Annotated in this window: 24 protein-coding genes and 1 tRNA gene; 18 read left to right on the top strand and 7 right to left on the bottom strand. The window is 59.9% G+C overall.

All coding sequences use genetic code 11. The features are described 5' to 3' along the window. The first annotated feature begins 7 nt into the window (after positions 1 to 7). The 12 genes from mazG (at position 8) to rpoS (ending at position 10,833) form a co-directional block, all read left to right on the top strand. Positions 8 to 805: a nucleoside triphosphate pyrophosphohydrolase gene (gene mazG / locus BN1137_RS13155; protein WP_050719040.1), complete on the top strand. Its 798-nt coding sequence runs from the start codon at positions 8 to 10 to the stop codon at positions 803 to 805. A gap of 141 nt (positions 806 to 946) precedes the next feature. Further along, complete coding sequence (gene pyrG / locus BN1137_RS13160; RefSeq protein ID WP_050719041.1) at positions 947 to 2,584, top strand: glutamine hydrolyzing CTP synthase; 1,638 nt, start codon at positions 947 to 949, stop codon at positions 2,582 to 2,584. 89 nt (positions 2,585 to 2,673) lie between these two features. Beyond that, on the top strand, positions 2,674 to 3,972 hold the full coding sequence (eno, locus tag BN1137_RS13165; protein WP_050719042.1) for a phosphopyruvate hydratase: 1,299 nt from the start codon (positions 2,674 to 2,676) through the stop codon (positions 3,970 to 3,972). Positions 3,973 to 4,208: 236 nt separating this feature from the next. After that, positions 4,209 to 4,526, top strand: coding sequence for a cell division protein FtsB (gene ftsB / locus BN1137_RS13170; RefSeq protein WP_050719043.1), 318 nt, complete (start codon positions 4,209 to 4,211; stop codon positions 4,524 to 4,526). Positions 4,527 to 4,542: 16 nt separating this feature from the next. Further along, on the top strand, positions 4,543 to 5,265 hold the full coding sequence (ispD, locus tag BN1137_RS13175) for a 2-C-methyl-D-erythritol 4-phosphate cytidylyltransferase (RefSeq protein WP_157433757.1): 723 nt from the start codon (positions 4,543 to 4,545) through the stop codon (positions 5,263 to 5,265). Then, positions 5,262 to 5,738, top strand: a complete 477-nt coding sequence (gene ispF, locus BN1137_RS13180) for a 2-C-methyl-D-erythritol 2,4-cyclodiphosphate synthase (protein ID WP_050719045.1) — start codon at positions 5,262 to 5,264, stop codon at positions 5,736 to 5,738. The genes ispD and ispF overlap by 4 nt, the downstream gene beginning before the upstream one ends. Then, positions 5,738 to 6,796 carry a tRNA pseudouridine(13) synthase TruD gene (gene truD / locus BN1137_RS13185; RefSeq protein WP_050719046.1) on the top strand — a complete coding sequence of 353 codons (1,059 nt, stop codon included), beginning with the start codon at positions 5,738 to 5,740 and terminating at the stop codon, positions 6,794 to 6,796. The genes ispF and truD overlap by 1 nt, the downstream gene beginning before the upstream one ends. After that, the gene (gene surE, locus BN1137_RS13190; protein WP_050719047.1) at positions 6,777 to 7,538 is read left to right on the top strand and encodes a 5'/3'-nucleotidase SurE; all 762 of its coding nucleotides are present in this window, start codon (positions 6,777 to 6,779) and stop codon (positions 7,536 to 7,538) included. The genes truD and surE overlap by 20 nt, the downstream gene beginning before the upstream one ends. A gap of 4 nt (positions 7,539 to 7,542) precedes the next feature. Then, a complete protein-coding gene (locus BN1137_RS13195) occupies positions 7,543 to 8,160 on the top strand; it encodes a protein-L-isoaspartate(D-aspartate) O-methyltransferase (RefSeq protein WP_050719048.1) in 618 nt (205 codons plus the stop codon). Further along, a complete protein-coding gene (locus BN1137_RS13200) occupies positions 8,157 to 8,738 on the top strand; it encodes a YqaA family protein (protein WP_050719049.1) in 582 nt (193 codons plus the stop codon). The genes BN1137_RS13195 and BN1137_RS13200 overlap by 4 nt, the downstream gene beginning before the upstream one ends. A gap of 9 nt (positions 8,739 to 8,747) precedes the next feature. Then, positions 8,748 to 9,803, top strand: a complete 1,056-nt coding sequence (locus BN1137_RS13205) for a LysM peptidoglycan-binding domain-containing protein (protein ID WP_050719050.1) — start codon at positions 8,748 to 8,750, stop codon at positions 9,801 to 9,803. A 46-nt stretch (positions 9,804 to 9,849) separates the two neighbouring features. Further along, positions 9,850 to 10,833 (top strand): RNA polymerase sigma factor RpoS, encoded by a 984-nt coding sequence (gene rpoS, locus BN1137_RS13210; RefSeq protein ID WP_050719051.1) that lies wholly within the window; start codon positions 9,850 to 9,852, stop codon positions 10,831 to 10,833. A 68-nt stretch (positions 10,834 to 10,901) separates the two neighbouring features. On the opposite strand, the gene tsaD is transcribed toward rpoS, so the two are convergent. Further along, positions 10,902 to 11,915, bottom strand: a complete 1,014-nt coding sequence (tsaD, locus tag BN1137_RS13215; RefSeq protein ID WP_050719052.1) for a tRNA (adenosine(37)-N6)-threonylcarbamoyltransferase complex transferase subunit TsaD — start codon at positions 11,913 to 11,915, stop codon at positions 10,902 to 10,904. A gap of 179 nt (positions 11,916 to 12,094) precedes the next feature. Here tsaD and rpsU point away from each other — a divergent pair, with 179 nt between their 5' ends. The 5 genes from rpsU (at position 12,095) to BN1137_RS13235 (ending at position 16,986) form a co-directional block, all read left to right on the top strand. Continuing rightward, entirely contained in the window at positions 12,095 to 12,310 is a 216-nt protein-coding gene (gene rpsU, locus BN1137_RS22025; protein WP_005309452.1) for a 30S ribosomal protein S21, read from the top strand. Positions 12,311 to 12,324: 14 nt separating this feature from the next. Continuing rightward, the gene (locus BN1137_RS13220) at positions 12,325 to 12,768 is read left to right on the top strand and encodes a GatB/YqeY domain-containing protein (RefSeq protein WP_050719053.1); all 444 of its coding nucleotides are present in this window, start codon (positions 12,325 to 12,327) and stop codon (positions 12,766 to 12,768) included. Between the two features lie 89 nt (positions 12,769 to 12,857). Next, entirely contained in the window at positions 12,858 to 14,645 is a 1,788-nt protein-coding gene (gene dnaG, locus BN1137_RS13225) for a DNA primase (RefSeq protein ID WP_050719054.1), read from the top strand. A 183-nt stretch (positions 14,646 to 14,828) separates the two neighbouring features. Then, the gene (gene rpoD, locus BN1137_RS13230; RefSeq protein WP_332309851.1) at positions 14,829 to 16,721 is read left to right on the top strand and encodes an RNA polymerase sigma factor RpoD; all 1,893 of its coding nucleotides are present in this window, start codon (positions 14,829 to 14,831) and stop codon (positions 16,719 to 16,721) included. Between the two features lie 188 nt (positions 16,722 to 16,909). Further along, positions 16,910 to 16,986: transfer RNA gene (locus BN1137_RS13235), tRNA-Ile, on the top strand. Positions 16,987 to 17,035: 49 nt separating this feature from the next. On the opposite strand, the gene BN1137_RS13240 is transcribed toward BN1137_RS13235, so the two are convergent. The 6 genes from BN1137_RS13240 to purH form a co-directional block, all read right to left on the bottom strand. After that, complete coding sequence (locus BN1137_RS13240; RefSeq protein ID WP_050719056.1) at positions 17,036 to 17,506, bottom strand: tetratricopeptide repeat protein; 471 nt, start codon at positions 17,504 to 17,506, stop codon at positions 17,036 to 17,038. Positions 17,507 to 17,802: 296 nt separating this feature from the next. Next, entirely contained in the window at positions 17,803 to 20,379 is a 2,577-nt protein-coding gene (locus BN1137_RS13245; RefSeq protein ID WP_050719057.1) for an alpha amylase C-terminal domain-containing protein, read from the bottom strand. 282 nt (positions 20,380 to 20,661) lie between these two features. Then, positions 20,662 to 21,219, bottom strand: coding sequence for a cytochrome b/b6 domain-containing protein (locus BN1137_RS13250; RefSeq protein WP_050719058.1), 558 nt, complete (start codon positions 21,217 to 21,219; stop codon positions 20,662 to 20,664). Then, positions 21,200 to 21,574 carry a cytochrome b562 gene (locus tag BN1137_RS13255; protein WP_050719059.1) on the bottom strand — a complete coding sequence of 125 codons (375 nt, stop codon included), beginning with the start codon at positions 21,572 to 21,574 and terminating at the stop codon, positions 21,200 to 21,202. Before BN1137_RS13255 ends, BN1137_RS13250 begins: the two co-directional genes overlap by 20 nt. A gap of 259 nt (positions 21,575 to 21,833) precedes the next feature. Beyond that, positions 21,834 to 23,123 (bottom strand): phosphoribosylamine--glycine ligase, encoded by a 1,290-nt coding sequence (gene purD / locus BN1137_RS13260; protein WP_050719060.1) that lies wholly within the window; start codon positions 23,121 to 23,123, stop codon positions 21,834 to 21,836. Between the two features lie 107 nt (positions 23,124 to 23,230). Beyond that, complete coding sequence (gene purH / locus BN1137_RS13265; protein WP_050719061.1) at positions 23,231 to 24,823, bottom strand: bifunctional phosphoribosylaminoimidazolecarboxamide formyltransferase/IMP cyclohydrolase; 1,593 nt, start codon at positions 24,821 to 24,823, stop codon at positions 23,231 to 23,233. A gap of 422 nt (positions 24,824 to 25,245) precedes the next feature. On the opposite strand from purH, the gene zntR reads away from it, so the two are divergent. Next, on the top strand, positions 25,246 to 25,683 hold the full coding sequence (gene zntR, locus BN1137_RS13270) for a Zn(2+)-responsive transcriptional regulator (RefSeq protein WP_050719062.1): 438 nt from the start codon (positions 25,246 to 25,248) through the stop codon (positions 25,681 to 25,683). Positions 25,684 to 25,687 lie beyond the last annotated feature (4 nt).

Consider the following 25,687-nt stretch of genomic DNA (forward strand, 5'->3'; position numbering starts at 1 on the left):
CCGCCCTATGTCCCAACGTTACGATCTACCCCAACTGCTCGATATCATGGCGCAATTGCGCTCCCCACAAGGGGGTTGCCCCTGGGATCTGAAGCAGGATTTCCAGAGCATAGTGCCCCACACCCTGGAGGAGGCCTACGAGGTCGCCGATGCCATCGAAACCCAGGATTGGGAAGGATTAAAGGGTGAACTCGGCGATCTGCTGTTTCAGGTGGTGTTCTACGCCCAGCTTGGCAAGGAACAGGGGCTGTTTGATTTCGCCGATATCGTCGATACCGTGAGCGAGAAGCTCATCCGCCGTCATCCCCATGTGTTCGCCGAGGCAGAGCTTGGCGACGAGCAGGCGGTCAAGGTGAACTGGGAGGCCGAAAAAGCCAAGGAGCGGGCGGCGCTCGATAAAGAGAGCGTGCTGGATGACATCCCGCTGGCACTGCCGGCCCTGACTCGGGCCGCCAAGATCCAGAAGCGCTGCGCCACCGTCGGCTTTGACTGGAAGACCCTTGGCCCCGTGGTGGACAAGATCCACGAAGAGATTGAAGAGGTGATGGAAGAGGCGCTGATGGTCGACGTGGACGAGGCGCGGGTGAGCGATGAGCTCGGCGATCTGCTGTTTGCCACCGTCAATCTGGTGCGCCATCTTGGCAAGGATCCGGAGCAGGTATTGCGAGCTGCCAACGCCAAGTTCGAACGTCGTTTTCGTCAGGTTGAGCAGTTTATTGCCGCAGAAGGGCTGAAAATGACCGATTGCTCCCTCGAGAAGCTCGATGCGGCTTGGGACAAGGCCAAGGAAACCGAACAAAGTTGATTTGGCGCAAGACGAGGGGGCGGGGAGCCTGATAGATTTTTGTTCATTGTTTGGGAGAGGGGGTTTTGGTATACTGTTTCCCCGTCCTGCTTCATCCCCGAAGCACCCCTTAAAATTCCCTAAACTTCTTTCAGGTTCAGCATGACGACAAAATATATTTTTGTAACTGGTGGCGTTGTTTCATCCCTCGGCAAAGGCATTGCCGCAGCTTCTCTGGCAGCCATTCTGGAAGCCCGTGGTCTGGATGTGACCATCATGAAACTGGACCCCTATATCAACGTGGATCCGGGCACCATGAGCCCGACCCAGCATGGTGAAGTGTTCGTAACCGAGGACGGGGCCGAGACCGATCTGGATCTGGGTCACTACGAGCGTTTCATCCGCACCAAGATGACCCGTCGCAACAACTTCACCACCGGCCGCATCTATGCCGATGTACTGCGCAAAGAGCGTCGTGGTGACTATCTGGGCGCCACCATCCAGGTGATCCCGCACATCACCAACGCCATCAAGGAGCGGGTGATTGCCGGTGCCGAAGGCCACCAGGTCGCCATCGTCGAAGTGGGCGGTACCGTGGGCGACATCGAGTCCCTGCCGTTCCTCGAAGCCATTCGTCAGCTGGCCGCCGAAGTGAGCCGCGACAATGCCATGTTCATGCACCTGACCCTGGTGCCATACCTGGCCGCCGCTGGCGAGGTGAAGACCAAGCCGACCCAGCACTCCGTCAAAGAGCTGCTCTCCATCGGGATCCAGCCAGACGTGCTGATCTGCCGCTCCGATCGCGCCATTCCGGCCGTTGAGCGCGCCAAGATTGCCCTGTTCTGCAACGTGCCCGAGCGCGCCGTCATCTCCATGAAAGACGTCGACTCCATCTACAAGATCCCGGCGCTACTGAAATCCCAGAATCTGGATGACTACTTCATCGCCCGTTTCGGCCTGAAGTGCAACGAGGCCGACTTGTCCGAGTGGGAACAGGTTGTCTATGAAGAGGCCAACCCGACCGCAGAAGTGACCATCGGTATGGTCGGCAAGTATGTGTCCCTGCCGGATGCCTACAAGTCCGTCAACGAGGCGCTCAAGCACGGTGGTCTGAAAACCCGTCTGTCGGTCAACATCAAGTTCATCGACTCCCAGGATATCGAGACCCGTGGCGCCGAGCTGCTGGAAGGTCTGGATGCGATCCTGGTGCCCGGTGGCTTCGGTGAGCGTGGCGTGGAAGGCAAGATCCTGGCTGCCCAGTATGCCCGTGAGAACAAGATCCCTTACCTGGGTATCTGCCTCGGCATGCAGGTTGCCATGATCGAGTTCGCTCGCAACGTGGCGGGCATGACCGGCGCTCACTCCTCCGAATTCAAGAAAGATTGCGCCTACCCGGTCGTTGGCCTCATCACCGAATGGGTCGATGAAGAAGGCAACGTCGAGACTCGCACCGAGAAATCCGATCTGGGTGGCACCATGCGTCTGGGCTCCCAGCTCTGCCACCTGGTAGAAGGTTCCAAGGTCCGTCAGATGTACGGCACCCCGACCATTTATGAGCGTCACCGTCACCGTTATGAGGTGAACAACAAGCTGCTGCCGCAAATTGAAGCGGCTGGCTTGAAGGTAACCGGTCTCTCCGCCGACAAGAAATTGGTGGAAATTATCGAGATTCCGGATCACCCTTGGTTTGTAGCGGCGCAGTTCCACCCGGAGTTCACCTCGACTCCTCGCGATGGACACGCCCTGTTTGCCGGTTTTGTGAAGGCTGCCGGTGAGTATCAGAAGCGTAATCTGAAATAATTGAAAATAAATGCGGTTGAGGCTCTGTGCCACAGCCGCTTTTTTTGGCATATTTTTGTTGTTTTTTTACGAAACCTGAGGAAATACACATGTCCAAGATCGTTAAAGTGATCGGTCGCGAAATCATCGACTCCCGTGGTAACCCGACCGTTGAGGCCGAAGTTCATCTGGAAGGTGGTTTTGTTGGTATGGCAGCCGCGCCGTCTGGCGCGTCCACCGGTTCCCGCGAAGCGCTGGAACTGCGTGACGGCGACAAGAGCCGTTTCCTGGGTAAAGGCGTACTGAAAGCCATTGCCGCCGTCAACGGCCCGATCGCCCAAGCGCTGCTGGGTAAAGATGCCAAGGATCAAGCCACTCTGGACCAGATCATGATCGATCTGGACGGTACCGAGAACAAATCCAAGTTTGGCGCCAACGCCATCCTGGCTGTGTCTCTGGCTGCTGCCAAGGCTGCTGCTGCCTCCAAGGGTATGCCGCTGTACGCTCACATCGCCGAGCTGAACGGTACCCCGGGTGTTTACTCCATGCCGCTGCCGATGATGAACATCATCAATGGTGGTGAGCACGCCGACAACAACGTCGACATCCAGGAGTTCATGATCCAGCCGGTTGGCGCCAAGACCCTGAAAGAAGCCATCCGCATGGGTGCCGAAGTCTTCCACAACCTGGCCAAGGTTCTGAAGTCCAAGGGTTACGCCACCGCCGTTGGTGACGAAGGTGGTTTCGCTCCTAACCTGAAATCCAACGCCGAAGCGCTGGAAGTGATCGCCGAAGCCGTTGCTGCTGCCGGTTACAAGCTGGGTACCGATATCACCCTGGCCATGGACTGCGCTGCCTCCGAGTTCTACGACGCCGAGAAGAATGAGTACAACCTGAAGGGCGAAGGTCGTATCTTCACCTCCAACGAGTTCTCTGACTACCTGGCCGACCTGACCACCAAGTTCCCGATCGTCTCCATCGAAGATGGCCTGGACGAATCTGACTGGGATGGCTTCGCCTACCAGACCAAAGAACTGGGTAGCAAGATCCAGATCGTGGGTGACGACCTGTTCGTAACCAACACCAAGATCCTGAAGCGCGGCATCGACAACGGCATCGCCAACTCCATCCTGATCAAGTTCAACCAGATCGGTTCCCTGACCGAAACTCTGGCTGCCATCAAGATGGCCAAAGACGCTGGCTACACCGCCGTCATCTCCCACCGCTCCGGTGAGACCGAAGACGCGACCATCGCCGACCTGGCCGTGGGTACCGCTGCTGGCCAGATCAAGACCGGTTCCATGAGCCGTTCTGACCGTGTTGCCAAGTACAACCAGCTGATCCGTATCGAAGAAGCCCTGGGTGCCAAGGCTCCGTTCCGCGGCCTGAAAGAAGTGAAAGGTCAGTAATTTCTCCCTGCACTTCAGCGTTAAGCTGCTAAAAGCCCCGTCAGATTGGCGGGGCTTTTTTACATCTATTCCACTCGTGTATCCAGGCGCTCACCACCCCGGTGGCGGTGTCTTCTCGCTGTCGCTTCATGGGGCTGCCGGTATTTTTTATTCCCGCCTACCCGTCTGACTCACCGGCTTCCTTTTGTCTTGCCTGCGAATATGGGAAACTAGGCCGCTTGAAGGAGACTCAGTGCATGCGGCTACTCACTCTTATCCTGCTCTTCCTGTTGGGAGGGCTGCAATATGACTTCTGGCTGGGCAAGAATGGCCTCTCCGATTATCGGGAACTCTCCGATGCCATTCACCGCCAGGAGCAGGACAATCTGGTTCTCAAGGACCGCAACAACCTGATTTATCGCGAGATTGACGATTTGACCTCGGGCCTCGAGGCCATCGAGGAGCTGTCTCGCAACGATCTCGGCTACATCAAGCAGGGTGAGACCTTCTACCGGATCATTCCCAAGGAGAAAGATCAGGTGACTGAGCCGGACGGTGCCCCCTACGATGATTGATCTACCAACTGGGTTGATGACCGCCGGCTTGACCGCGATCGTGCCGGCCGCGGGTATCGGCAGCCGGATGGGCGCCGAGGTCCCGAAACAATATCTGCAGGTAGCAGATAAAACTATCATCGAGCATTCCATTGGTGTTTTGTTGTGCCACCCCAAGGTGGTGCAGGTGATAGTGGCGCTGGCTCCCCATGATGACTGGTTCGAACGACTGCCGGTGGCGGCCGACCCCAGGGTCTTGCGGGTAGAGGGGGGCGCCGAGCGCGCCTACTCGGTACTCAACGCCCTGCAGGTGGCCTGCGCCGACTGGGTGCTGGTGCACGATGCCGCCCGTCCCTGCCTCTGCCTGGGCGATCTGGATGCACTGATCGCCACCGCCATGAGCTGCGATGGCGCCATCCTCGGTAGCCGGGTGCGCGACACCATGAAGCGTACCGATGCCGCAGGCAACATCCTGGCGACCGTCGAGCGTGAACAACTCTGGCATGCCCTGACCCCGCAGATGTTCCCCACCGCCCCCTTGAAGCGGGCGCTGGAGGAGGGGCTGGCACTGGGCGCCCTCATCACCGATGAGGCCTCCGCCATGGAGCGGGCCGGTTTCAGGGTGCGAATGGTCGAGGGGCGCGCCGACAATATCAAGGTGACCCGGCCGGAGGATCTCTCCCTGGCGGGGCTGTTTTTACAGCAACAGAATGCGCGCCAGCAGGCGCAACCCGATTCATCGTTCAAGGAGCCATCATGATCCGCATTGGGCATGGTTTTGATGTACACAAGTTTGGCGGGGTCGGCCCCTGCATGCTGGGCGGCGTCGCTGTGCCCTACGAGCAGGGTCTGTTGGCTCACTCCGACGGTGATGTGGTGCTGCACGCGGTGAGCGACGCCCTGCTCGGCGCCATCGGCGCCGGTGATATCGGCCGCCACTTCCCCGATACCGCTGCCGAGTTCAAGGGCATCGACAGCCGGATCCTGCTGCGTGACGTGTTTGCGAGAGTGCAGCGGACGGGTTATGCCATCGGCAACCTGGACGTGACCATCATCGCCCAGGCTCCCAAGATGGCCCCCCATATCGAGGCCATGTGCGCCGTGCTGGCGGCCGATCTGCAATGTGATTTGAATCGGGTGAACGTCAAGGCGACCACCACTGAACAGCTTGGTTTTACGGGGCGCAAGGAAGGGATCGCCACCGAAGCCGTCGTCTTACTGGTGAAACAATAATGTTGGAACAGCTTAGCTATCTGCATGGGGCGCCAACCGCCCGTGGCATCCTCAAGGCCGAGGCCAGTGACTTCGTGGTCAATGAAGATCTCGGTTTCGAACCTTGTGGCGAGGGCGAACACATCTTCGTGCGGGTACGCAAGACCGGCGAGAACACCGCCTGGGTGGCGGGTCTGCTGGCCGATGCGGCCGGGGTCAATCGCAATGCGGTGACCTGGGCCGGCCTCAAGGATCGCCATGCGGTGACCGAGCAGTGGTTCGGCATTCACCTGCCGGGCAAGGCCGAACCCGATCTGTCGGTCATCCAGAGTGACAGCATCCAGATCCTGCAGGCCAAGCGTCACAACCGCAAGCTGCGGGTCGGTTACCTCAAGGGCAACCATTTCACCCTGCGCCTCACCGGGCTGGAACAGGGCGACGATCTGGTCGCCCGCCTGCAGGCCATCGCCACGCAAGGGGTGCCGAACTACTATGGCGAGCAGCGTTTCGGCCGTGGTGGCAACAACCTGGAAGCGGCCAAGGCGATGTTCGCCGGCAAGCGGATCAACGATCGCAACAAGCGCTCCTTGTACCTCTCTGCCGCGCGCAGCATGCTGTTCAATGCCATCGTCAGTGCCCGCATCGAGCAGGGGCTGGCTCATCAGCTGCTGGCCGGTGATTGTGTGATGCTCAAGGGTAGCCACTCCATCTTCAGCGAGGAGACCCTGACCCCCGAGCTGGAGGCGCGTCTCGCCTCCGGTGACGTGCAGCTGACCGCCCCCCAATGGGGCCGTGGCCGCTTGGCCAGTCAGGGCGCCGCCGCCGAGTTTGAGCAAGCCGCATTGGCTCCTTATCGTGAGTGGTGTGAGGGGCTGGAGAAGGCCGGGCTGGATCAGGACCGCCGCCCGCTGCTGCTCAAGCCCGAAGCGATGAGCTGGACGCTGGACAACGAGGCGCTGACCCTGTCGTTCTTCCTGCCCGCCGGCGCCTTTGCCACCAGCGTAGTGCGCGAATTAATGCAGGCCGAAGAGGCCGATCACGGTTTCAGGAACTCAACCGATGCGAATTCTGGTCAGTAATGACGATGGAGTACACGCCGAGGGCATTCGTGCCCTCAGCAAGGCGCTGACAGCCTGTGGCGAAGTCATTGTGGTGGCGCCGGATCGCAACCGCAGTGGCGCGAGTCACTCTCTGACGCTGGAAATGCCGTTGCGGGTCACCCGTCTCAGCGATGCCGGCTTTCATGGCATCAAGAGCTATGCGGTCAAGGGCACGCCGACGGACTGCGTGCACCTGGCGGTCAACGAGCTGGTACGCCCGGAACCCGACATGGTGGTGGCCGGTATCAACCACGGCGCCAACCTGGGGGATGACGTCATCTACTCGGGCACGGTCGCGGCCGCGACCGAGGGACGCCACCTCGGCTTCCCGTCGCTCGCCATCTCGCTGGTGGGCAAGACCCACTTCACCACGGCGGCTCACTATGCCGCCTTGCTGGTACGAGGCCTGATGCAGCACCCACTGCCTGCCGACCAGATCCTCAACGTGAACGTACCCGACTTGCCCCTTGAGCAGATTAAGGGCATCAGGGTGACCCGGCTTGGCAATCGTCATCGCGCCGAGTCGGTGATCCGCGCCGAGGACCCTCGTGGTCAGACTATCTACTGGATTGGCCCTCCCGGCAGCCAGCAGGATGCGGGGGAGGGCACGGATTTTGCGGCCATCGAACAGGGCTACGTCTCCATTACCCCATTGACCATCGACATGACTGCCTACAGCAGTCTGGCGGGTCTGGGAGCCTGGTTAGATCTGCAGGGATGAAGGTGTGATCGTACAGCGCCTTTTGAACCAGCTGATTAGTCAGGACATTCGTGATTTCCGCGTGCTTGCGGCGATTGCGAAAGTGCCACGCCAGCTGTTTGTGGACGAAGCCATGGCGCACAAGGCCTGGGACAACACCGCCTTGCCCATCGGCCACGGCCAGACCATCTCGCAGCCTTACATGGTGGCGCGGATGACCGAGCTGCTGATCCAGAATAATCCGGCCCATGTGCTGGAGATCGGCACTGGTTCCGGTTATCAGACCGCGGTGCTGGCCCATCTGGTGGAGCATGTCTACACGGTGGAGCGGATCAAGTCGCTGCAGTTCCTGGCCAGGCGCCGACTGCGTCAGCTCGACTTGCATAACGTCTCTGCTAAGCATGGCAACGGCTGGCTGGGCTGGCCCAACAAGGGACCCTTCGATGCCATTTTGGTGACGGCGGCGGCCAGCGAGATCCCCAAGGCGCTGACCGATCAGCTGGCCGAGGGCGGCCGTCTGGTGCTGCCGGTGGGTGACAGCCAGCAGACCCTGCAGCTCATCGAGCGCTCTGGCTCCCAACTGACCAGCCGGATCCTGGAGCCGGTGCGTTTTGTTCCTCTGATCGACGGAGATGTTGAGTGAAGCTGTTTTCCCGCCTCTATTCACTGGTGATGCAATGGGCTCGCCATAAATACGCCCCTTATTATCTGGCGATCACCGCCTTCATCGAATCGGTGTTCTGGCCTATTCCGGTGGATGTGATGCTGGCCCCCATGGCGCTGGGCAAACCCCAGCGCGCCTGGCACTACGCCGGTGTGGCGACCCTGTTCTCGGTGCTGGGAGCCGTCTTTGGCTATCTGCTGGGTTACACCCTCTGGGATCCCGTGGTGCAACCGCTGGTGGTGTCGGTCGGTTATGAAGACAAGATAGTGCTGGCCGAGCAGTGGTTTGAACAATGGGGCATCTGGGTTATTTTCATTGCCAGTTTCACGCCGATCCCCTACAAGGTGTTTACCGTCACGGCGGGCTTGCTCCACATGGCACTGTTGCCCTTCATCCTGACCTCGTTGATCGGTCGTGGCATGCGCTTCTTCCTGGTCGCAGGCTTGATGCGCTGGGGCGGCGAAAAGATGGAGCGCCGGCTGATGCACTATGTGGATGTGCTGGGCTGGCTCTGTATTGGTTTGGCCATTGCGGCCTATTTCTGGTTTAGTCGTTAAGGATCCACTATGCGTTCGCGTGTTTGGCAAGGAAGTAGTGTCGTCGTGTTGTCATGGCTGCTGCTTGCCTGTTCTTCCAGCAAGACTGCTGCTCCTGTACAGAGTCTGGGCAACGATCCCGTTGCCTCGACCATTCCGGCTCGTCAAGGCATGACCAAACCGGTCATTGCGGGTGGTGGTTACACTGTGGTGAAAGGGGATACCCTCTACTCCATCGCCTTCCGATCGGGCATGGATGTCGCATCCTTGGTCAGCCTCAATGGCATATCCCCCCCCTATAACATCTATCCGGGCCAACAGCTTCGGCTGGATGGCTCGTCGTCTGGCGTCGTAGCCAGTACGAGTAGCACCGTGAGTCGCGGCAGTGGCACCTATGAGGTGCGCCGTGGTGACACCCTGAGCAGCATCGGTCGCCAGTTCAATGTATCGAACCAGACGCTGGCCCAGCGTAACAATCTACAGGCACCTTATGGTCTGCATGTCGGCCAGGTACTCAGTGTGCCGTCGTCAGGCGCGACGGGCGGTGGTCAGGTAGTGGCGGCGACGGCGATTGCGAGCAACTCGGGTCCCAAGCCTATGGCCACCGCACCAGCAGGTACGACCACCCCATTCATCGCACAAAAAAGCATTGCTCCGGCATCTTCAACAGCATACGCTCAGGTCAAAGAACAAAAAAGCAGCAACTCCCAGTCGAAACTCTCATGGCACTGGCCGACACAAGGCCGGATCGTCGAAGGCTTCTCCGTTGCAGAACAAGGCAACAAGGGCATCGACATCTCGGGGCAGAAGGGGCAACCCATCTACGCCGCGAGTGGCGGCAAGGTGGTCTATGCGGGTAGCGCACTGCGGGGTTATGGCAAGCTGATTATTCTCAAGCACGACGATGACTATCTCTCGGCCTATGCCCATAACGACGAGTTACGGGTGAAGGAAGGGGACTCCGTCAAAGGAGGCACGGTTATCGCGAATATGGGTAGCACGGACGCACCGGATGTGCGCTTGCACTTCGAAATCCGGTACAGAGGCAAGTCGATAAATCCGATGAGCTATTTGCCAAAGCGTTAACCCAGAGAGCTAGGTCTTACTCTGGTTCAGGTCAGGGAGACATATCATGAGCCAAGAACAACTGGTTATGCAGGATGCAGAGTTAGAGTTCGACGAAGAGCTGGAGTCTCAAGAGGAAGAAGAGGTTCAGGAGGTTGCCGCCGAGGCTGAGGAGACTATCTCCGACGAGCTCATGGTGCCCGAACTGAACAAGGTGATGGATGCCACCCAGCTCTATCTGGGGGAGATTGGATTCTCCCCCTTGCTCACGGCCGAAGAGGAAGTCTACTACGCCCGTCGTGCCTTGCGCGGTGATAAAGCGGCCCGCAAGCGCATGATCGAATCCAACCTGCGGCTGGTGGTCAAGATAGCCCGGCGCTACAACAACCGCGGCCTGGTGCTGCTGGATCTCATCGAAGAGGGCAACCTCGGTCTTATCCGCGCGGTCGAAAAATTCGACCCCGAGCGCGGCTTCCGTTTCTCCACCTATGCCACCTGGTGGATCCGCCAGACCATAGAGCGGGCCATCATGAACCAGACCCGCACCATTCGCCTGCCCATCCACGTGGTGAAGGAACTCAACGTCTACCTGCGTACCGCCCGCGAGCTCTCTCATCGCCTCGATCATGAGCCGACTGCAGAGGACATCGCCTTCGCGCTGGATCGCTCGGTCGATGACGTGAACCGCATGCTCAAGCTCAACGAGAAGATCACCTCGGTGGATACCCCCATCGGCGGCGATCGGGACAAGGCGCTGCTGGACGTGCTCTCCGATGAGCGTGGCATGGGGCCCGAGCTGGAGTCCCAGGACGATGATATGCGTGCCAGCATAGTGCACTGGCTGGAGGAGCTGAATCCCAAGCAGCGTGAGGTGCTGGCCCGTCGTTTTGGCTTGCTCGGCTACGAGCCTGCCACCCTAGAAGACGTGGGCGCCGAGATTGGGCTGACCCGGGAGCGGGTACGTCAGATCCAAGTCGAGGGACTGCGTCGCCTGCGGGAGATCCTGATGGGGCAAGGGCTATCTATAGAGGCATTGTTCCGTACCAACTAGACAATGCAGTCAGAAACAACAAAAAGGGGCCATAGGCCCCTTTTTTATACTGTGATGGATCCTGTGGATCACACCGGATCCAGGGTGTCCAACGGCCAACGTGGCACCGCCTTGATGATCAGCGGTTCAAACACGCCAGCCTTGAGGCGCTGCATGCCTGCGTAGGCGATCATGGCACCGTTGTCGGTGCAATATTCGGTGCGCGGATAGAAGACTTCCCCCTTGAGGCTCTCCATCAACTCGGCCAGCTGGGCTCGCAGGTGACGGTTGGCGCTGACGCCACCGGCCACGACCAGGCGCTTGAGGCCGGTCTCCTTCAAGGCGCGGCGGCACTTGATGGCCAGGGTGTCGACCACGGCGTCTTCGAAGGCGCGGGCGATGTCGGCGCGGGTCTGCTCATCGCTGTCATTGGCCGCAATGGTGTTGGCGGCAAAGGTCTTGAGGCCGGAGAAGCTCATGTCGAGGCCGGGTCTGTCGGTCATGGGACGCGGGAAGACGAAGCGTCCCGTGGTGCCCTTCTCCGCAAGGCGCGAGAGCAGGGGGCCGCCTGGATAGTCCAGCCCCATCAGCTTGGCGGTCTTGTCGAAGGCCTCACCGGCGGCATCATCGATGGATTCCCCCAGTAGCTGGTAGCTGCCGATGCCATCGACCCGCACCAGCATGGAGTGTCCACCGGAGACCAGCAGCGCCACGAAGGGAAATTCGGGGGCCCGCTCTTCCAGCATGGGGGCCAGCAGATGACCCTCCATGTGGTGCACGGCGATGGCGGGTTTGTTCCAGGCCATGGCCAGCGATCGGCCTATGGTCGCACCGACCAGAATGGCGCCAACCAGACCCGGCCCAGCGGTGTAGGCGATGCCGTCGATGTCATCTTTACCCAGTCCCGCCTCTTGCAATGCGGCCTGGATCAAGGGGATCGTCTTGCGGACATGATCCCGGCTGGCAAGCTCGGGGACGACGCCGCCGTAGTCCGCATGCAGCTTGACCTGGCTGTATAACTGATGGGAAAGGATCCCTTTTTGATCATCGAAGATCGCGATCCCGGTTTCGTCACAGGATGTCTCTATGCCCAATACACGCATTGCTAAAAAATTTCACTGCTAAAATGAGACGGCTATGGTAACCTTCGCGGGTTTTTTAAACCAGAGCGATCTCTACGGGTTTACTTTCATTCCCTGTCCAGAGTATAATTTCGCACCATTTTAAGACATGCTGATCGACTGATGGTCAGCTAACAATATATCACTGAGGTGAAAGGCACATGCCAGTAATCAAAGTCCGTGAAAATGAGCCGTTTGACGTTGCTCTGCGTCGCTTCAAGCGTTCTTGCGAAAAGGCCGGTATCCTGTCTGAAGTTCGTAGCCGTGAGTTCTACGAGAAGCCGACTACCATCCGTAAGCGCGCCAAAGCGTCTGCCGTTAAGCGTCACGCCAAGAAGCTGTCCCGCGAAAACGCACGTCGTATCCGCCTGTACTAATCGGGGATAATGCCGTGTCTCTGAAGGATCAACTCAAGGATCAACAAAAACTCGCCATGCTTGCCAGAGATAAGGCTCGCTTGGGGACGATCCGTTTGTTGATGGCAGAAATCAAGCAACGTGAAGTTGATTCCCGTATCGAGCTCAATGATGAGGATATCCTCGCTGTCGTGACCAAGATGGTCAAACAGCGCCGCGATTCCATCAGCCAATTTGAAGCTGCCGGTCGTCAGGATCTTGCCGACAAAGAGTCTGCCGAGATCTTGGTGCTGCAGGAATTCCTGCCGCAACAGCTGACCGCAGACGAAATTGCCGCGTTGATCGAGCAAGCCATCACTGAAAGTGGTGCTGCCGTCATGGCTGATATGGGCAAGGTCATGGCTGTCTTGAAGCCGAAAATTCAGGGGCGTGCCGATGTCGGCGCCGTCAGTGCTCAGGTGAAAACCCGCTTGGCGTAACAGGCATTTCTCTTGTTAGTCGAAAGAAGCCGTGCTTCCCTGTGAATGCGCGGCTTTTTTATTTTTCAGGGTAATGAAACAGGACGGTTATGGCAGGCAGGATCCCACAATCCTTTATCGATGATCTGCTCGTACGCACCGATATCGTCGAGTTGATCGACTCGCGAGTGCGGCTGAAAAAGGCCGGTAAGAACTATCAGGCTTGCTGTCCTTTTCATAACGAAAAAAGCCCCTCTTTCACCGTCAGCCAGGAGAAGCAGTTTTATCACTGTTTCGGTTGTGGCGCCCACGGCAACGCCATCGGCTTTGTCATGGAGTACGACGGACTCGAATTTCCCGATGCCATCGAAGAGCTTGCCAGCATGCAGGGCATGCAGGTGCCTCGTGAGCAGACGCTGGGCGGCTCAGCCAGCTCTCAGCCCGCCGTCAGCAAGGATCTCTATGAGCTGATGAACCAGATAGCCCGCTTCTATGAGAGCACGCTCAAGAGCGCCCCTCAGGCGGTGGAATATCTGAAAGGGCGTGGTCTGACCGGAGAAGTGGTCAAGCGCTTCAATATCGGCTATGCCCCGAGTGACTGGGACCAGGTCAGGCGCCGCTTTGGCACCAGTCGGGATCATGAGCAGTTGCTCATCTCCGGCGGCATGCTGATCCCTCGCGACAGCGGTCCCGGCAGCTACGATCGCTTCCGTGATCGCATCATGTTCCCGATCCGTGACAAGCGGGGCCGGGTCATCGGCTTCGGTGGCCGGGTGCTAGGCGATGGCACACCGAAATACCTCAACTCGCCGGAAACCCCAATCTTCCACAAGGGGCGGGAGCTGTTCGGCCTCTACGAGGTGAAACAGGCGCACAAGGATCCTCGTCGGATCCTGGTGGTGGAGGGCTACATGGACGTGGTGGCGCTCGGGCAGTACGACATCGACTATGCCGTGGCCGCACTGGGGACGGCGACGACCAGCGACCATATCCATACCCTGTTTCGCACTACGGCCGAGGTGGTTTGCTGCTACGACGGCGACAAGGCGGGTCGCGAGGCGGCCTGGCGGGCATTGGATAACGCGCTCTCCCATCTGCAGGATGGGCGCGAACTCAAGTTCGTGTTTCTGCCAGACGGTGAGGATCCGGACTCCCTGGTGCGCCAGATTGGCAAGGAGGGGTTCGAAGCCTTGCTGGACGAGGCTCAGCCCTTCGCCGACTTTATGTTCGAGCGTCTGGGACGGGATGCGGCGCTCTCCGGTGAGGCTGGCAAGTTCGAGGTTGCCAACAAAGCTGCCGAACTGATCCGTCGGGTACCGGAAGGTTTCACCCGCGAAGGGCTGATTACCCGCCTCTCCAGCATGATGCGTTGGGGGGAGAACAAGCAGCGCATCGCCGAGTTGTTTGCCCGCAACAGCCAGCCCAAGGGGGAGCTGAACAAACCCAAGGCGGTCAAGTTGACGCCGCTGCGCCGTGCGCTGGCACTGATGATCCAGTACCCGGCGGTGACCGCCGAGCTACCGGCCATGCCGGAGCTTGCCGGGCTGCGGATGCAGGGCATCCAGTTCCTGCTGCAACTGCATCAGCAGATCCTGTCTCAACCAGGCATTACCACCGGCATCCTGCTGGAGCACTGGCGTGGTACCAAAGAGGGGGAGATCCTGGCCCAGCTGGCGATGCACGATCTGTTTGAAGAGATCAGACTCGACCAAGAGCCGGATATTCTGGGTGAACTGCAGGATACCTTCGTCGGTTTCATCAACCAGTTTTTGAAGCAACGGATCGAAGAGTTGCAGGCCAAGGTGGCTCAGGAAGGGCTAAGCTCTGAGGAGACGCGGGAGCTGATGATGTTGATCAGAGAGGTGCAGATTGAGAAAAGAAATGAGAGTGGGGCTTGATATTTGAGTGTTTAGTCTCAATATAAATACCGTTGCCCGAATCGACGGGATGAAAAGCAAATATTGTATAACCGCCTGGCCCCGACAATACAGCGGGCAGGGGTTTCTCATGACCGACGCCGCAACCAGACATAGCATGTCTGGCGGTTTTCTATTAGAATTGGCTATTTGCGCAGCAGCGCACTGTACGCGCAACCTAGCAACACCAACCGGATGAGTTCTATGGAGCAAACCCCGCAGTCTCAGCTTAAACTCCTCGTTGCCAAAGGTAAAGAACAGGGCTACCTGACCTATGCCGAGGTGAACGATCACCTCCCGCAAGACATCGTCGACTCTGACCAGATCGAAGACATCATCCAGATGATCAACGATATGGGTATCCAGGTAGTGGAAAACGCCCCGGATGCCGATGATCTGATCATGGCCGAAGGTGGTACCGCCGATGAGGACGCTGCCGAAGCAGCGGCCCAGGCTCTGGCATCTGTTGAATCTGAGATTGGTCGCACGACCGATCCCGTCCGCATGTACATGCGGGAAATGGGTACCGTCGAACTGCTGACCCGTGAAGGCGAAATCGACATCGCCAAGCGGATCGAAGACGGTATCAACCAGGTACAAAGCTCCGTTGCCGAGTACCCTGAAGCCATCACTTACCTGCTCGAACAGTACGACAAGTACGAAGCCGAGCAGCTGCGTCTGTCTGACATCATCTCCGGCTTTATCGATCCGAACGAAGCGGATGACGTGGCACCGACTGCTACCCATATCGGCTCTGAGCTCAGCGAAGACGATCTGGCTGACGAAGACGAAGAAGACGAAGACGAAGACGGGGATGGCGACGACGCCGAAGACGAAGGGGACGGTGGTCCGGATCCTGAAGTCGCTCGTGAGAAGTTCGGCGAACTGCGTGCCCAGTACGAAGTCACCCGTCTCTCCATTCAGAAGAATGGCCGTGCCCACGACGATACCCAGGCCGCTATTGCCCAGCTGGCCGATGTGTTCCGTCAATTCCGCCTGATGCCCAAGCAGTTCGATCGCCTGGTCAACAACATGCGCGAAATGATGGAGCGGGTCCGCGTGCAGGAACGCATCATCATGAAACTCTGCGTTGAGCAGGCCAAGATGCCGAAGAAAACCTTCGTCGCGGCCTTCACCAACAACGAGTGCGAAACTGCCTGGTTTGAATACCAGAAGCAGGCCGGCAAGGCGTGGTCTCCTCGTCTGCTGGAGATGGACGAAGACGTGCTGCGTGCCATCGGCAAGTTGCAGCAGATTGAAGAGGAAACCGGCCTCTCCATCGCCCAGATCAAGGACATCAACCGTCGCATGAGCATCGGTGAGGCCAAGGCCCGCCGTGCAAAGAAAGAGATGGTCGAAGCGAACTTGCGTCTGGTTATCTCCATCGCCAAGAAATACACCAACCGTGGTCTGCAATTCCTAGATCTGATCCAGGAGGGCAACATCGGTCTGATGAAGGCGGTGGACAAGTTTGAATACCGTCGTGGCTACAAGTTCTCGACCTATGCCACCTGGTGGATCCGTCAGGCCATTACCCGCTCCATCGCGGATCAGGCCCGTACCATCCGTATCCCGGTGCACATGATCGAAACCATCAACAAGCTCAACCGTATCTCCCGTCAGATGCTGCAGGAGATGGGTCGTGAACCGAACCCGGAAGAGCTGGCGATGCGCATGGGCATGCCGGAAGACAAGATCCGCAAGGTATTGAAGATCGCCAAAGAGCCCATCTCCATGGAGACGCCAATCGGTGATGATGAAGATTCCCACTTGGGCGACTTCATCGAAGATACCACCCTGGCCCTGCCGGCGGATGCGGCGACCAGTGAGAGCCTGCGCAACGCGACCCGCGAAGTGCTGGCTGGCCTGACTGCCCGTGAAGCCAAGGTGCTGCGGATGCGTTTCGGTATCGACATGAACACTGACCACACCCTCGAGGAAGTGGGCAAGCAGTTCGACGTGACCCGTGAGCGTATTCGTCAGATCGAAGCCAAGGCCTTGCGCAAACTGCGCCACCCGAGCCGCTCGGAAGTACTGCGCAGCTTCCTGGACGAATAGTCCTGAAAGCAGCCAGTAAGCCTTGTCAAAAAGCCCCGCGATGCGGGGCTTTGTTTTATCCGGGTTGTTGGCAGCGCGGGGATCACAGATATTGGCGGAGGCTGTACAAAATCTCGGCAAGTGGTTGATCTGCCTATGGACGAGGTATCTCCCATCCCCTATAATCCACGCCGCAAAAGCAAGATTCTGGCCCCTTAGCTCAGTTGGTTAGAGCAGTCGACTCATAATCGATTGGTCGCCTGTTCAAGTCAGGCAGGGGCCACCAAATTCAGACAAAGCCGCTCATCATGAGCGGCTTTGTCGTTTCTGGCGTTTCACCAGCGCCTGTCCAGATCCTCGGCATAGAGCGCCATGGCGCGACGGTATGTGATGAGGGATGGATCCGCGGTGGTCGCGGCCAACACCGTCAGCAGGCTCTCCATCCCCTCCTTGTGCTGCCCCAGGTTGTAACAGGTCATGGCACGAAACACCTTGAATTCATTGGCATCGGGGAAGCGGGCCTGTGCCTGGTCGAAGGCGGCCAGCGCCTCGGCATACTGGCCGGTGCTGCGATAGGAGCTGCCCAGACCGAGCCAGGCGCCACGCAGCGAGGTTTCGCTCAATCCCAGTGCGATCGCCTTCTGGTAGAGGGGGATGGCCTGAGTCTCGCGCCCCAAATTGTCGTGCAATCCGGCCACTTCGTAATGCAGCTCGGCATGCTGTGGATGCTCCACGAGCTGCAGCAGACCGTGCTGACGAGCCTCTTCAATCCTGCCCTCGGCCTTGAGGGCTTCCAGTTGTTTCATATGCGCTCCTGTATGGATGTGTCGACTCAGTATGCCTGTGAGCCGAGCGGCTGCAAACGGGGAAAGAGGCGCGGTCGTCTGCTTTCAGAGGACTGAGGTTCGCTGCACACCAGCGTTGCGAATGTGACGAAGCATCTAGATCTGCGTCGTCTCCTGCGCCGACCCACAGGCCATAGCCCCCTGACTGGACTTGGGCGCCGGGGGATCCATCTCATGAAAAAGGCCTCCTGCCCGGGTGGGGAGGAGGCCATGCTGGCGAGCGTGCCAACCAAGGGCGCCTGGCGCCCCTTTGGGGCTTACTGGGCGCTCAGGTTGTAGGCCAGGGTCTGGTCATTGAAGCGCACCAGATAGGCGCCGACCAGGGCGGTGGTGATGTCGGCGCCGGTCAGCTCGGCCACCCCGTCCTTGTTGCTGTCACCGTAGTTCTGGGTCCAGTCGCCCTTGACGTCGAACTTGAAGCGCTGGGCACCGCTGGCATCCCCTGCTCCGGTGAAGGTGATGCTGGCCTGCCAAAGGTGATCGGCCACCAGGGTCATGGGGGTGGCGCCCCAGTTGTTGGGCGTGCCGCGCAGGCTCAGGCTGGGGAAGGTCTTCGCGTAGCCGACGCTGACCGGGGTCAGGCTGTAGGCCAGAGTCTGATCGTTGAAGCGCACCCGATACTGGCCGATGACGGCGGTGAGGATGTCATTGCCGGCGAGCTCGGCCACCCCATCCTTGTTGTTGTCACCGTAGTTCTGGCTCCAGTCCCCTTTGACGTCGAACTTGAAGCGCTGATTGGCCTGACCGTCGAAGCTGACGAGCGCCTCCCACTGGTTGTCGGCCACCAGCGTCATGGCCAGCGAACCCCAGCTGTTGGGGGTGCCACGCAGGTGCAGGGTGGGCAGCACGCTGGAATAGCTGCCGTTGCTGTCGGTGACGTTCACGGTGGCGCTGGCACTGGCGCTCAGTCCCTCGGCGTCGGTGACGGTCACGGTGACGGTGTGGCTGCCCAGGGTATCGAACAGCACTGTCTCCGTCTTGCCGCTGCCACCGGTGGACCAGCTGTAGCTCGTCACGCCGACGTCATCGCTGGAGGCGGAGGCGTCGAACACTAGACTCTCCCCCAGCTTGGCGTTGATGGACTTGGGCGAGATGGCTGCGACGGGCGCCTGGTTGCTGCTCAGTGCCGTCAGGCTGTAGCTGAGGTCGCTCTCCTTGAGGGCGATGCGATACTGACCGGCGCCGCTGAACAGTATGTCCTTGCTGCTGCCCTTGTCGGCGATGCCATCCCCTTCGGTATCACCGTAGCTCTCGGTCCAGTTGCCAAAGACGTCGAACTTGAAGCGCTGGGCCCCGGTCGCGTCACCGGCGCCACTGAAGGTGATGGTGGCGGACCAGACGCGGTTGGCATCGACCTGCATAGGTGTATTGCCCCAGGCATTGTGGGTGCCGCGGATGTTCAGGCTGCTGAACTTGTTGCCCGGCAGGGTAGTGCCGCCACAGGGGCTGGTCTTGGTGCAACCGGCCAGGATGGCGGCGGCCTTCATGCCCGCCAGGTTCAGGCTGGCCTTGCCACTGGCATCGACCTGGATGTAGGCGCCGCTACAATAGTCACTGCCAGCCAGGATGTTGCAGTATTCCCCTGCGGGTAGACCGGTCGGGACCGAGGCCACCAGGCTGGTGCTCTCGTTGTTGATGGCGACGAAGCCCTTGTTGCCCCGGCTGAAGGCGACCTGGTTGTTGCCGTTGTCCCACCAGTTGCTGACCGCCGTGCCCTCGGTGCGGTTGTTGAACAGGGCCATGTTCATGATGGTCGGGCGGCGCTGCTCGCAGTTCCACTGGCTGTCGGAGCAGGGCGTGCTGGCCGGCGCGCCTTTATCGGTTTCGTACTTGCCCATGTCGGCGAAGCGGTAACCGGACATCACCTGTTTCCAGCCATAGGGCCAAGCCAGCATGAAGACGTTGGCCAGCTCATAGCGGGCGCCGTTCATGAAGGTGAGCATGCCGCCGCCACCGTGGCCGCGCTCGCGGTCGTGGTTCACCACGAAGATGAAGGACTTGTCGGAGGGGAGCAGGCCCCAGCTCTCGCCGAAGGTCTTGAGGTTCTTGATCTGGCCGTTGAAGTTGGCGGCCAAGTCGGTGCCGAACTTGAAGTCGGTGACTCTGTCGATATAGGTGTAGCGATTGGGCTGGATCTCGGCGGATTCACCGCCGGCGCCGATCACCTCCAGATAGGCCTTGGGGCTGCCCGCCTTGTCGAGGATTGCCTTTACCTCGCTCGGGGCCATGTGCTTGGCCGCATCGATACGAAAACCGGCGACGCCCCAACCGAGCAGGGTCTTCATGTAGCTGGCTATCTGATCCTGCACGTAGGCGGAGCCGGTGTTGAGATCCGGCATGCCGTAGAGGGCGCCATTCCAGACGTTGTTGCTGTCGCCGTAGTTGGTGATGTCGCCGCTGTGGTGGAAGTCGTTGTAGCCGAACTGGGGATACTGGAACTGGCCCGAGTTGTAGCTGCCACCGCCGGTGGCACTGCCGGAGCCTGAGGCGAGCTGGTTGAAGACGGCGTCGGCGTAAACCTTGACCCCGGCGGCGTTACAGCGGGCGATCATGCTCCTGAGCTCCGCCTCGCTGCCGCCGAAGCTGTTGAAATTCTTGAAGCTGACGGGTTGGTAGACGGTCCACCAGTACTCGCTACCCTGCTTGTGTTCGGCCGGCGGGGTGATCTGGACACCGCCAAAGCCTTTGGGACCGAGCACGGTCTCGCACTCGTTGGCGACGTCGTTGAACTTCCATTGGAACAGATGGACCATGACCCCTTCGGCGCTGGCAGTCTGGCTGAATGCGCCGAGTGCCGCGGAGAGCAGGGCGGTTCGAAACAGTGTGTTGTGCATGACGATTTTCCCTTCGATGTTGTTATTGGTTCTCACTGTCTGTATGTCGAACGGACGACGAACAACCTCGTTCGGTCAGTAGCATTGATGAAATCGAGGTGGTTGAAAATCGAACAGCGGGATTTAGTTAAGAACTGTGAATGAAAATGTTTTCATATAAGGCCGTCTAATCGGCTGATGGGCGTCAACGTCATGCAGGGGGAGGTCAGTGGAGGAACAAAAGAGGGGAGAGGCAAGGGTCGGGCGTTAAAGTGGACGGGCACCCGCGGGTGCCCGTGCGCATCAGGGCTGTGTCTCTTGCCGGGGAGCAGGGGTCCCGGCCGGACGCCGCAGCGGCAACATGCGCGCCGCCAGATTGCTGCGCTGGCGCCAGGAGGTGAGGACGATGGCGCACAGGTGCAGGGCTATCATGGCCTGCAGCGCCCAGGTGCACCACTGGTGCCAGTCATCGGCGCCGAGTTCGAACCCGAGCTCGGTGTTCTGGAACCAGCCACTGCCGGCGGTGGCGAGGATGACCAGCCAGAGTGCCCAGACCGCCAGCTTGCCGCTGCCGTGATGGCCGGGGGCGGCGGGCGCGCGCTCACGCAGGGCCTGGCTCTGCTGGGCGAATTCGCCGCGCTTGGGGATGAGGGCGCTCAGGCGGGCATGGCCTTTGGCGAAGGAGAGGCCCCAGCCCAGCCGGACGCTTATCAGAATGATGGCCAGATAGCCGAGCCGCTCGTGCCAGGTTTCCCCTGCCTCGTTGAACCAGAGGTTGGCGACGCAAGCGGCCGCCACACCCCAGTGGGTGAGGCGGACCAGGTTATCCCAGCGAAAAGGATCAGCCTTTCTGCTTGGCATAGGTGTGGTACTCCTTCTTCAGGTCATTGACCTTGGCCAGGTGGGCGCGGGCCTTCTCCTGATCACCGGCCTGCAGGGCGGCCAGGCTGGCATCCAGCTCACCTTGTACCTCGTTCATGCCTTCCAGGAACTTCTCCTTCTTGGCGTCCGGCATCTTCTTCTCTTTGGCGACATCGAGCTGGGCCTTCATCTCCTTGATGTGCTTCTCCATGGTGGCGGTATCGTCAGCCTTGAGGGCCTGCTTGTAGTTGAAGCCGATCTTCTTCATCGGTTGCTCCAGTTCACCGGCCATGGCGGGCAGGGTCAGCAGGCCGAACATCAGAGGCAGCAGCAGGGGGCGCACGGTTTTCAACATGGGATTTCCTTATGGGACGACGACATTGTGGGTTCTTATGGCACTCATATGAGTGCGGTTAATTTAGCATGATGCCATGAAAGTCGGTCAATTGTATGGATAAACTGCGACCAATTGTGACTAAGTGTGCGCATTGTGCTGACGAGATGTAGCCAGCCAGTGAGGAAGACCTGCGGGGCCTCAGGCCTGAAACTGCCGTCACGGGCAGCAAAAAGGGCCCGCAGGCCCTGATGGTTAATTCGCTGGTAACAAGTCTGACTTACTGCGCCTGTTCACGCTCTATGGCGCGCCAGCCGATGTCATTGCGATAGAAGACCCCATCCCACTGGATGCGGGCCGCCAGCAGGTAGGCGCGGCGCTGCGCCTCGGCGACCGTGTGGCCGAGGGCGGTGGCGCACAGCACCCGGCCACCGGCGGTGACGACCGTATCCCCTTCGAGGCGGGAGCCGGCATGGAACACCTTCTCGCCGCTCGCCTCTTCCACCGGCAGCCCGCTGATGGCCTTGCCCTGGACATAGTCACCGGGGTAGCCGGCGGCGGCCAGTACCACGCCGATGGCGACGCGGGGATCATAGATGGCTTCCACCTGATCCAGCTTGCCGGCGCAGGCAGCCAGGCACAGCTCCACCAGATCGGAGCGCATGCGCAGCATGATGGGCTGGGTCTCGGGATCGCCGAAGCGGCAGTTGAACTCGATCACCTTGGGGTTGCCCTGGCCATCGATCATCAGACCGGCGTAGAGGAAACCGGTGTAGACGTTGCCCTCGGCGGCCATGCCCCGCACGGTGGGCATGATCACCTGTTCCATCACGCGTCGGTGTACCGCATCGGTCACCACGGGGGCCGGGGAGTAGGCGCCCATGCCGCCGGTGTTGAGGCCGGTGTCGCCATCGCCAACCCGCTTGTGATCCTGGCTGGTGGCCATGGGCAGCACGTGCTCGCCGTCCACCATGACGATGAAGCTCGCCTCTTCCCCGTCCAGAAACTCCTCGATCACCACCCGGGCGCCGGCATCACCGAACGCATTGCCGGACAGCATGTCCCGTACCGCGTCCTCTGCTTCAGCCAGAGTCATGGCGACGATGACGCCCTTGCCGGCGGCCAAACCATCGGCCTTGATGACGATGGGAGCGCCCTTCTCGCGCAGGTAGGCGAGCGCAGGCTCCACCTCGGTGAAGTTCTGATAGTCGGCGGTCGGGATGGCGTGACGGGCCAGGAAGTCCTTGGCGAACGCCTTGGAGCCTTCCAGTTGAGCCGCTTTGGCCGTCGGGCCGAAGACGGCGAGCCCCTCGGCGCGAAACGCATCGACCACCCCTTTCACCAGCGGCGCTTCCGGCCCGACGATGGTGAGGCCAATCTGCTGCTGCTTGGCAAACGCCAGCAGGGCCGGGATGTCGGTGGGCTCGATGGCGACGTTCTCGATGCTGCCTTCGTGGGCCGTGCCGGCATTGCCGGGGGCGACGAACACCCGGGTCACCATGGGGGACTGTTTGGCCTTCCAGGCCAGGGCATGTTCACGGCCACCATTACCAATGATCAGTACTTTCATCGTCTCGCTCGCTTCTATTCGTGATAACCAGCTGCATGTGCAGGTGAAAACCAGTCAGTTGACCTAGTCCGTTGCAAAGAGGGCCACCCTGGGGTGGCCCTGACGCATCAGTGACGGAAGTGGCGCATGTTGGTGAACAGCATGCACATGCCGTGCTCGTCGGCAGCGTCGATCACTTCCTGATCGCGCATCGAGCCACCTGGCTGGATGACGCAGGCGATGCCGGCGGCGGCGGCGGCATCGATGCCGTCGCGGAACGGGAAGAAGGCGTCGGAAGCCATGACGGAGCCCGCCACTACCAGCCCTTCATCCTCGGCTTTGATGCCGGCGATTTTGGCGGAGTAGACCCGGCTCATCTGGCCGGCGCCGACGCCTATGGTCTGGCCCGCCTTGGCGTAAACGATGGCGTTGGACTTGACGAACTTGGCGACCTTCCAGCAGAACAGCAGATCTTTCAGTTCTGCCTCGGTCGGCTGGCGCTTGCTAACGACCTTCAGGTCCCCCAGCGTCACCATGCCCAGATCGCGTTCCTGCACCAGCAGGCCGCCGTTGACGCGTTTCAGATCAAACCCTTGCGCCGGCGCCGTCCACTGACCGCATTCCAGCAGACGCACGTTCTGTTTGGCGGCCACGACGTCGCGGGCTTCCTGGCTCACCGAGGGGGCGATGATCACTTCCACGAACTGGCGTTCGACGATGGCTTTCGCGGTGGCGCCGTCCAGTTCACGGTTGAAGGCGATGATGCCACCGAAGGCGGAGGTGGGGTCGGTCTGCCAGGCGCGCTCGTAGGCCGCCAGCAGGTCGTCACCGATGGCCACGCCGCAGGGGTTGGCGTGCTTGACGATGACGCAGGCCGGTTCATCGAACTCTTTCACGCATTCCAGCGCCGCGTCGGTGTCGGCGATGTTGTTGTAGGAGAGCGCCTTGCCCTGCAGCTGGACGGCGCTTGCCACCGAACCGGTTGCGGCATGCTCTTCGGCATAGAAGGCGGCAGCCTGATGGCTGTTCTCGCCATAGCGCATGTCCTGCTTCTTGATGAACTGGCTGTTGAAGGTGCGTGGGAAGCGGGACTCGGCGTCGCCTTCCTTGTTGTCGCCGTAGCTCGGTACCAGGGTGCCGAAGTAGTTGGCGATCATGCCGTCGTAGGCGGCGGTGTGCTCGAAGGCGGCGATGGCCAGATCGAAGCGGGTGGTGAGGGTCAGGCTGTTACCGTTGCCGTCCATCTCGGCGATCACTCGGCCGTAATCGGCTGCCTTGACGACGATAGTCACGTCTTTGTGGTTCTTGGCGGCGGAGCGCACCATGGTCGGGCCACCGATGTCGATGTTTTCGACCGCATCTTCCAGGGTGCAGCCTGGCTTGGCGACGGTGGCAGCGAAGGGATAGAGATTGACGACAACCATGTCGATGGGGGAGATAGCGTGCTGGGCCATGATGGCGTCATCCCGATCGCGGCGGCCGAGAATGCCACCGTGCACCTTGGGATGCAGGGTCTTGACGCGACCATCCATCATCTCGGGGAATCCGGTGTAGTCGGAGACCTCGGTCACCGGCAGACCCGCCTCGGCGAGCAACTTGGCGGTGCCACCGGTGGAGAGCAGGGCCACGCCACGTTCAACGAGGGCTTCGGCAAATTCCAGGATGCCGGTCTTGTCAGACACACTCAGCAGTGCACGGCGAATGGGTCGAGCTTGTTCCATCACACTATCGTCCTCAGCATAACGGGGACCGTTCCATGGGAGGCGAGGCTCAACACAGAGAGTCCCCAAATAAATGGAAGTGGGGGATTTCGCAAATCACTCTCACCCAACAGCCCGGGGCTTGGCAAAAGTATTTTAGGAAATGCCCGCTTGATGCGACGCTCTCTTGTGGGCGCGTATTCTACACAAAAAATGTGAGCCGTGGTGGATTTTTTAAGGAGGCAAAGCCTTATCTGGTGCGGTGTTAAACGTTTTCTGGTGATTTTTTGTGAAACGTTTGTCTTTTCAGCATTTTGACGGGAAATCACCATGCCTGCCGCTTTTATCTACTGCTTTCCTGCCTTTGGCTGGCAATCGACAGGCAAAGGGGCGATAGTGAGAACCGGTTTTTATTGAGTACCAACTCCAGTGGGAGAGTGGACATGTATCGGATTGGAGAACTGGCCAAGGCGTGCGGGGTCAAGGCGGACACCCTGCGTTTTTACGAGAAGAACGGCCTTATCTCGCCCGGCCTTCGCAACGAGTCTGGTTACCGCCTCTATGGCGAGCAGGACAGACGGCGGCTGGAATTTATCATCCGTGCCAAGTCGGTGGGGTTCTCCCTTGCCGATATCGGTGAGCTGCTGGATCTCGATACCAACAAGGCCAGGGTGACCTGCCAGGAGGTGAAGGCGGTGGCCGATGCCAAGCTGGCGCAGGTGGAGCAGAAGATCCACGAACTGACCCGTTTTCGCGAGAACCTGCGTGAGCTCTCCAACATCTGTTGCGGTGGCCCGCGCTCGGCCGAGCACTGCGCCATCCTCGAGACTCTGGAGTCGGGGGCGCCGGCCCAGCATGAGCATCACGACCATGAGCACTGATCCC

The organism is Aeromonas tecta, from assembly GCF_000820185.1.
GTDB lineage: Bacteria > Pseudomonadota > Gammaproteobacteria > Enterobacterales > Aeromonadaceae > Aeromonas > Aeromonas tecta.

What these genes read in the sequence shown, in the direction of transcription:
- BN1137_RS13205 (WP_050719050.1), top strand. Translation starts at nt 8,748, where the DNA reads ATGCGTTCGCGTGTTTGGCAAGGAAGTAGTGTCGTCGTGTTGTCATGG.
- BN1137_RS13250 (WP_050719058.1), bottom strand. Translation starts at nt 21,219, where the DNA reads ATGCCAAGCAGAAAGGCTGATCCTTTTCGCTGGGATAACCTGGTCCGC.
- mazG (WP_050719040.1), top strand. Translation starts at nt 8, where the DNA reads ATGTCCCAACGTTACGATCTACCCCAACTGCTCGATATCATGGCGCAA.
- tsaD (WP_050719052.1), bottom strand. Translation starts at nt 11,915, where the DNA reads ATGCGTGTATTGGGCATAGAGACATCCTGTGACGAAACCGGGATCGCG.
- BN1137_RS13240 (WP_050719056.1), bottom strand. Translation starts at nt 17,506, where the DNA reads ATGAAACAACTGGAAGCCCTCAAGGCCGAGGGCAGGATTGAAGAGGCT.
- pyrG (WP_050719041.1), top strand. Translation starts at nt 947, where the DNA reads ATGACGACAAAATATATTTTTGTAACTGGTGGCGTTGTTTCATCCCTC.
- ispD (WP_157433757.1), top strand. Translation starts at nt 4,543, where the DNA reads ATGACCGCCGGCTTGACCGCGATCGTGCCGGCCGCGGGTATCGGCAGC.
- purD (WP_050719060.1), bottom strand. Translation starts at nt 23,123, where the DNA reads ATGAAAGTACTGATCATTGGTAATGGTGGCCGTGAACATGCCCTGGCC.
- dnaG (WP_050719054.1), top strand. Translation starts at nt 12,858, where the DNA reads ATGGCAGGCAGGATCCCACAATCCTTTATCGATGATCTGCTCGTACGC.
- ftsB (WP_050719043.1), top strand. Translation starts at nt 4,209, where the DNA reads ATGCGGCTACTCACTCTTATCCTGCTCTTCCTGTTGGGAGGGCTGCAA.
- surE (WP_050719047.1), top strand. Translation starts at nt 6,777, where the DNA reads ATGCGAATTCTGGTCAGTAATGACGATGGAGTACACGCCGAGGGCATT.
- purH (WP_050719061.1), bottom strand. Translation starts at nt 24,823, where the DNA reads ATGGAACAAGCTCGACCCATTCGCCGTGCACTGCTGAGTGTGTCTGAC.
- rpsU (WP_005309452.1), top strand. Translation starts at nt 12,095, where the DNA reads ATGCCAGTAATCAAAGTCCGTGAAAATGAGCCGTTTGACGTTGCTCTG.
- BN1137_RS13255 (WP_050719059.1), bottom strand. Translation starts at nt 21,574, where the DNA reads ATGTTGAAAACCGTGCGCCCCCTGCTGCTGCCTCTGATGTTCGGCCTG.
- rpoS (WP_050719051.1), top strand. Translation starts at nt 9,850, where the DNA reads ATGAGCCAAGAACAACTGGTTATGCAGGATGCAGAGTTAGAGTTCGAC.
- zntR (WP_050719062.1), top strand. Translation starts at nt 25,246, where the DNA reads ATGTATCGGATTGGAGAACTGGCCAAGGCGTGCGGGGTCAAGGCGGAC.
- eno (WP_050719042.1), top strand. Translation starts at nt 2,674, where the DNA reads ATGTCCAAGATCGTTAAAGTGATCGGTCGCGAAATCATCGACTCCCGT.
- ispF (WP_050719045.1), top strand. Translation starts at nt 5,262, where the DNA reads ATGATCCGCATTGGGCATGGTTTTGATGTACACAAGTTTGGCGGGGTC.
- truD (WP_050719046.1), top strand. Translation starts at nt 5,738, where the DNA reads ATGTTGGAACAGCTTAGCTATCTGCATGGGGCGCCAACCGCCCGTGGC.
- BN1137_RS13245 (WP_050719057.1), bottom strand. Translation starts at nt 20,379, where the DNA reads ATGCACAACACACTGTTTCGAACCGCCCTGCTCTCCGCGGCACTCGGC.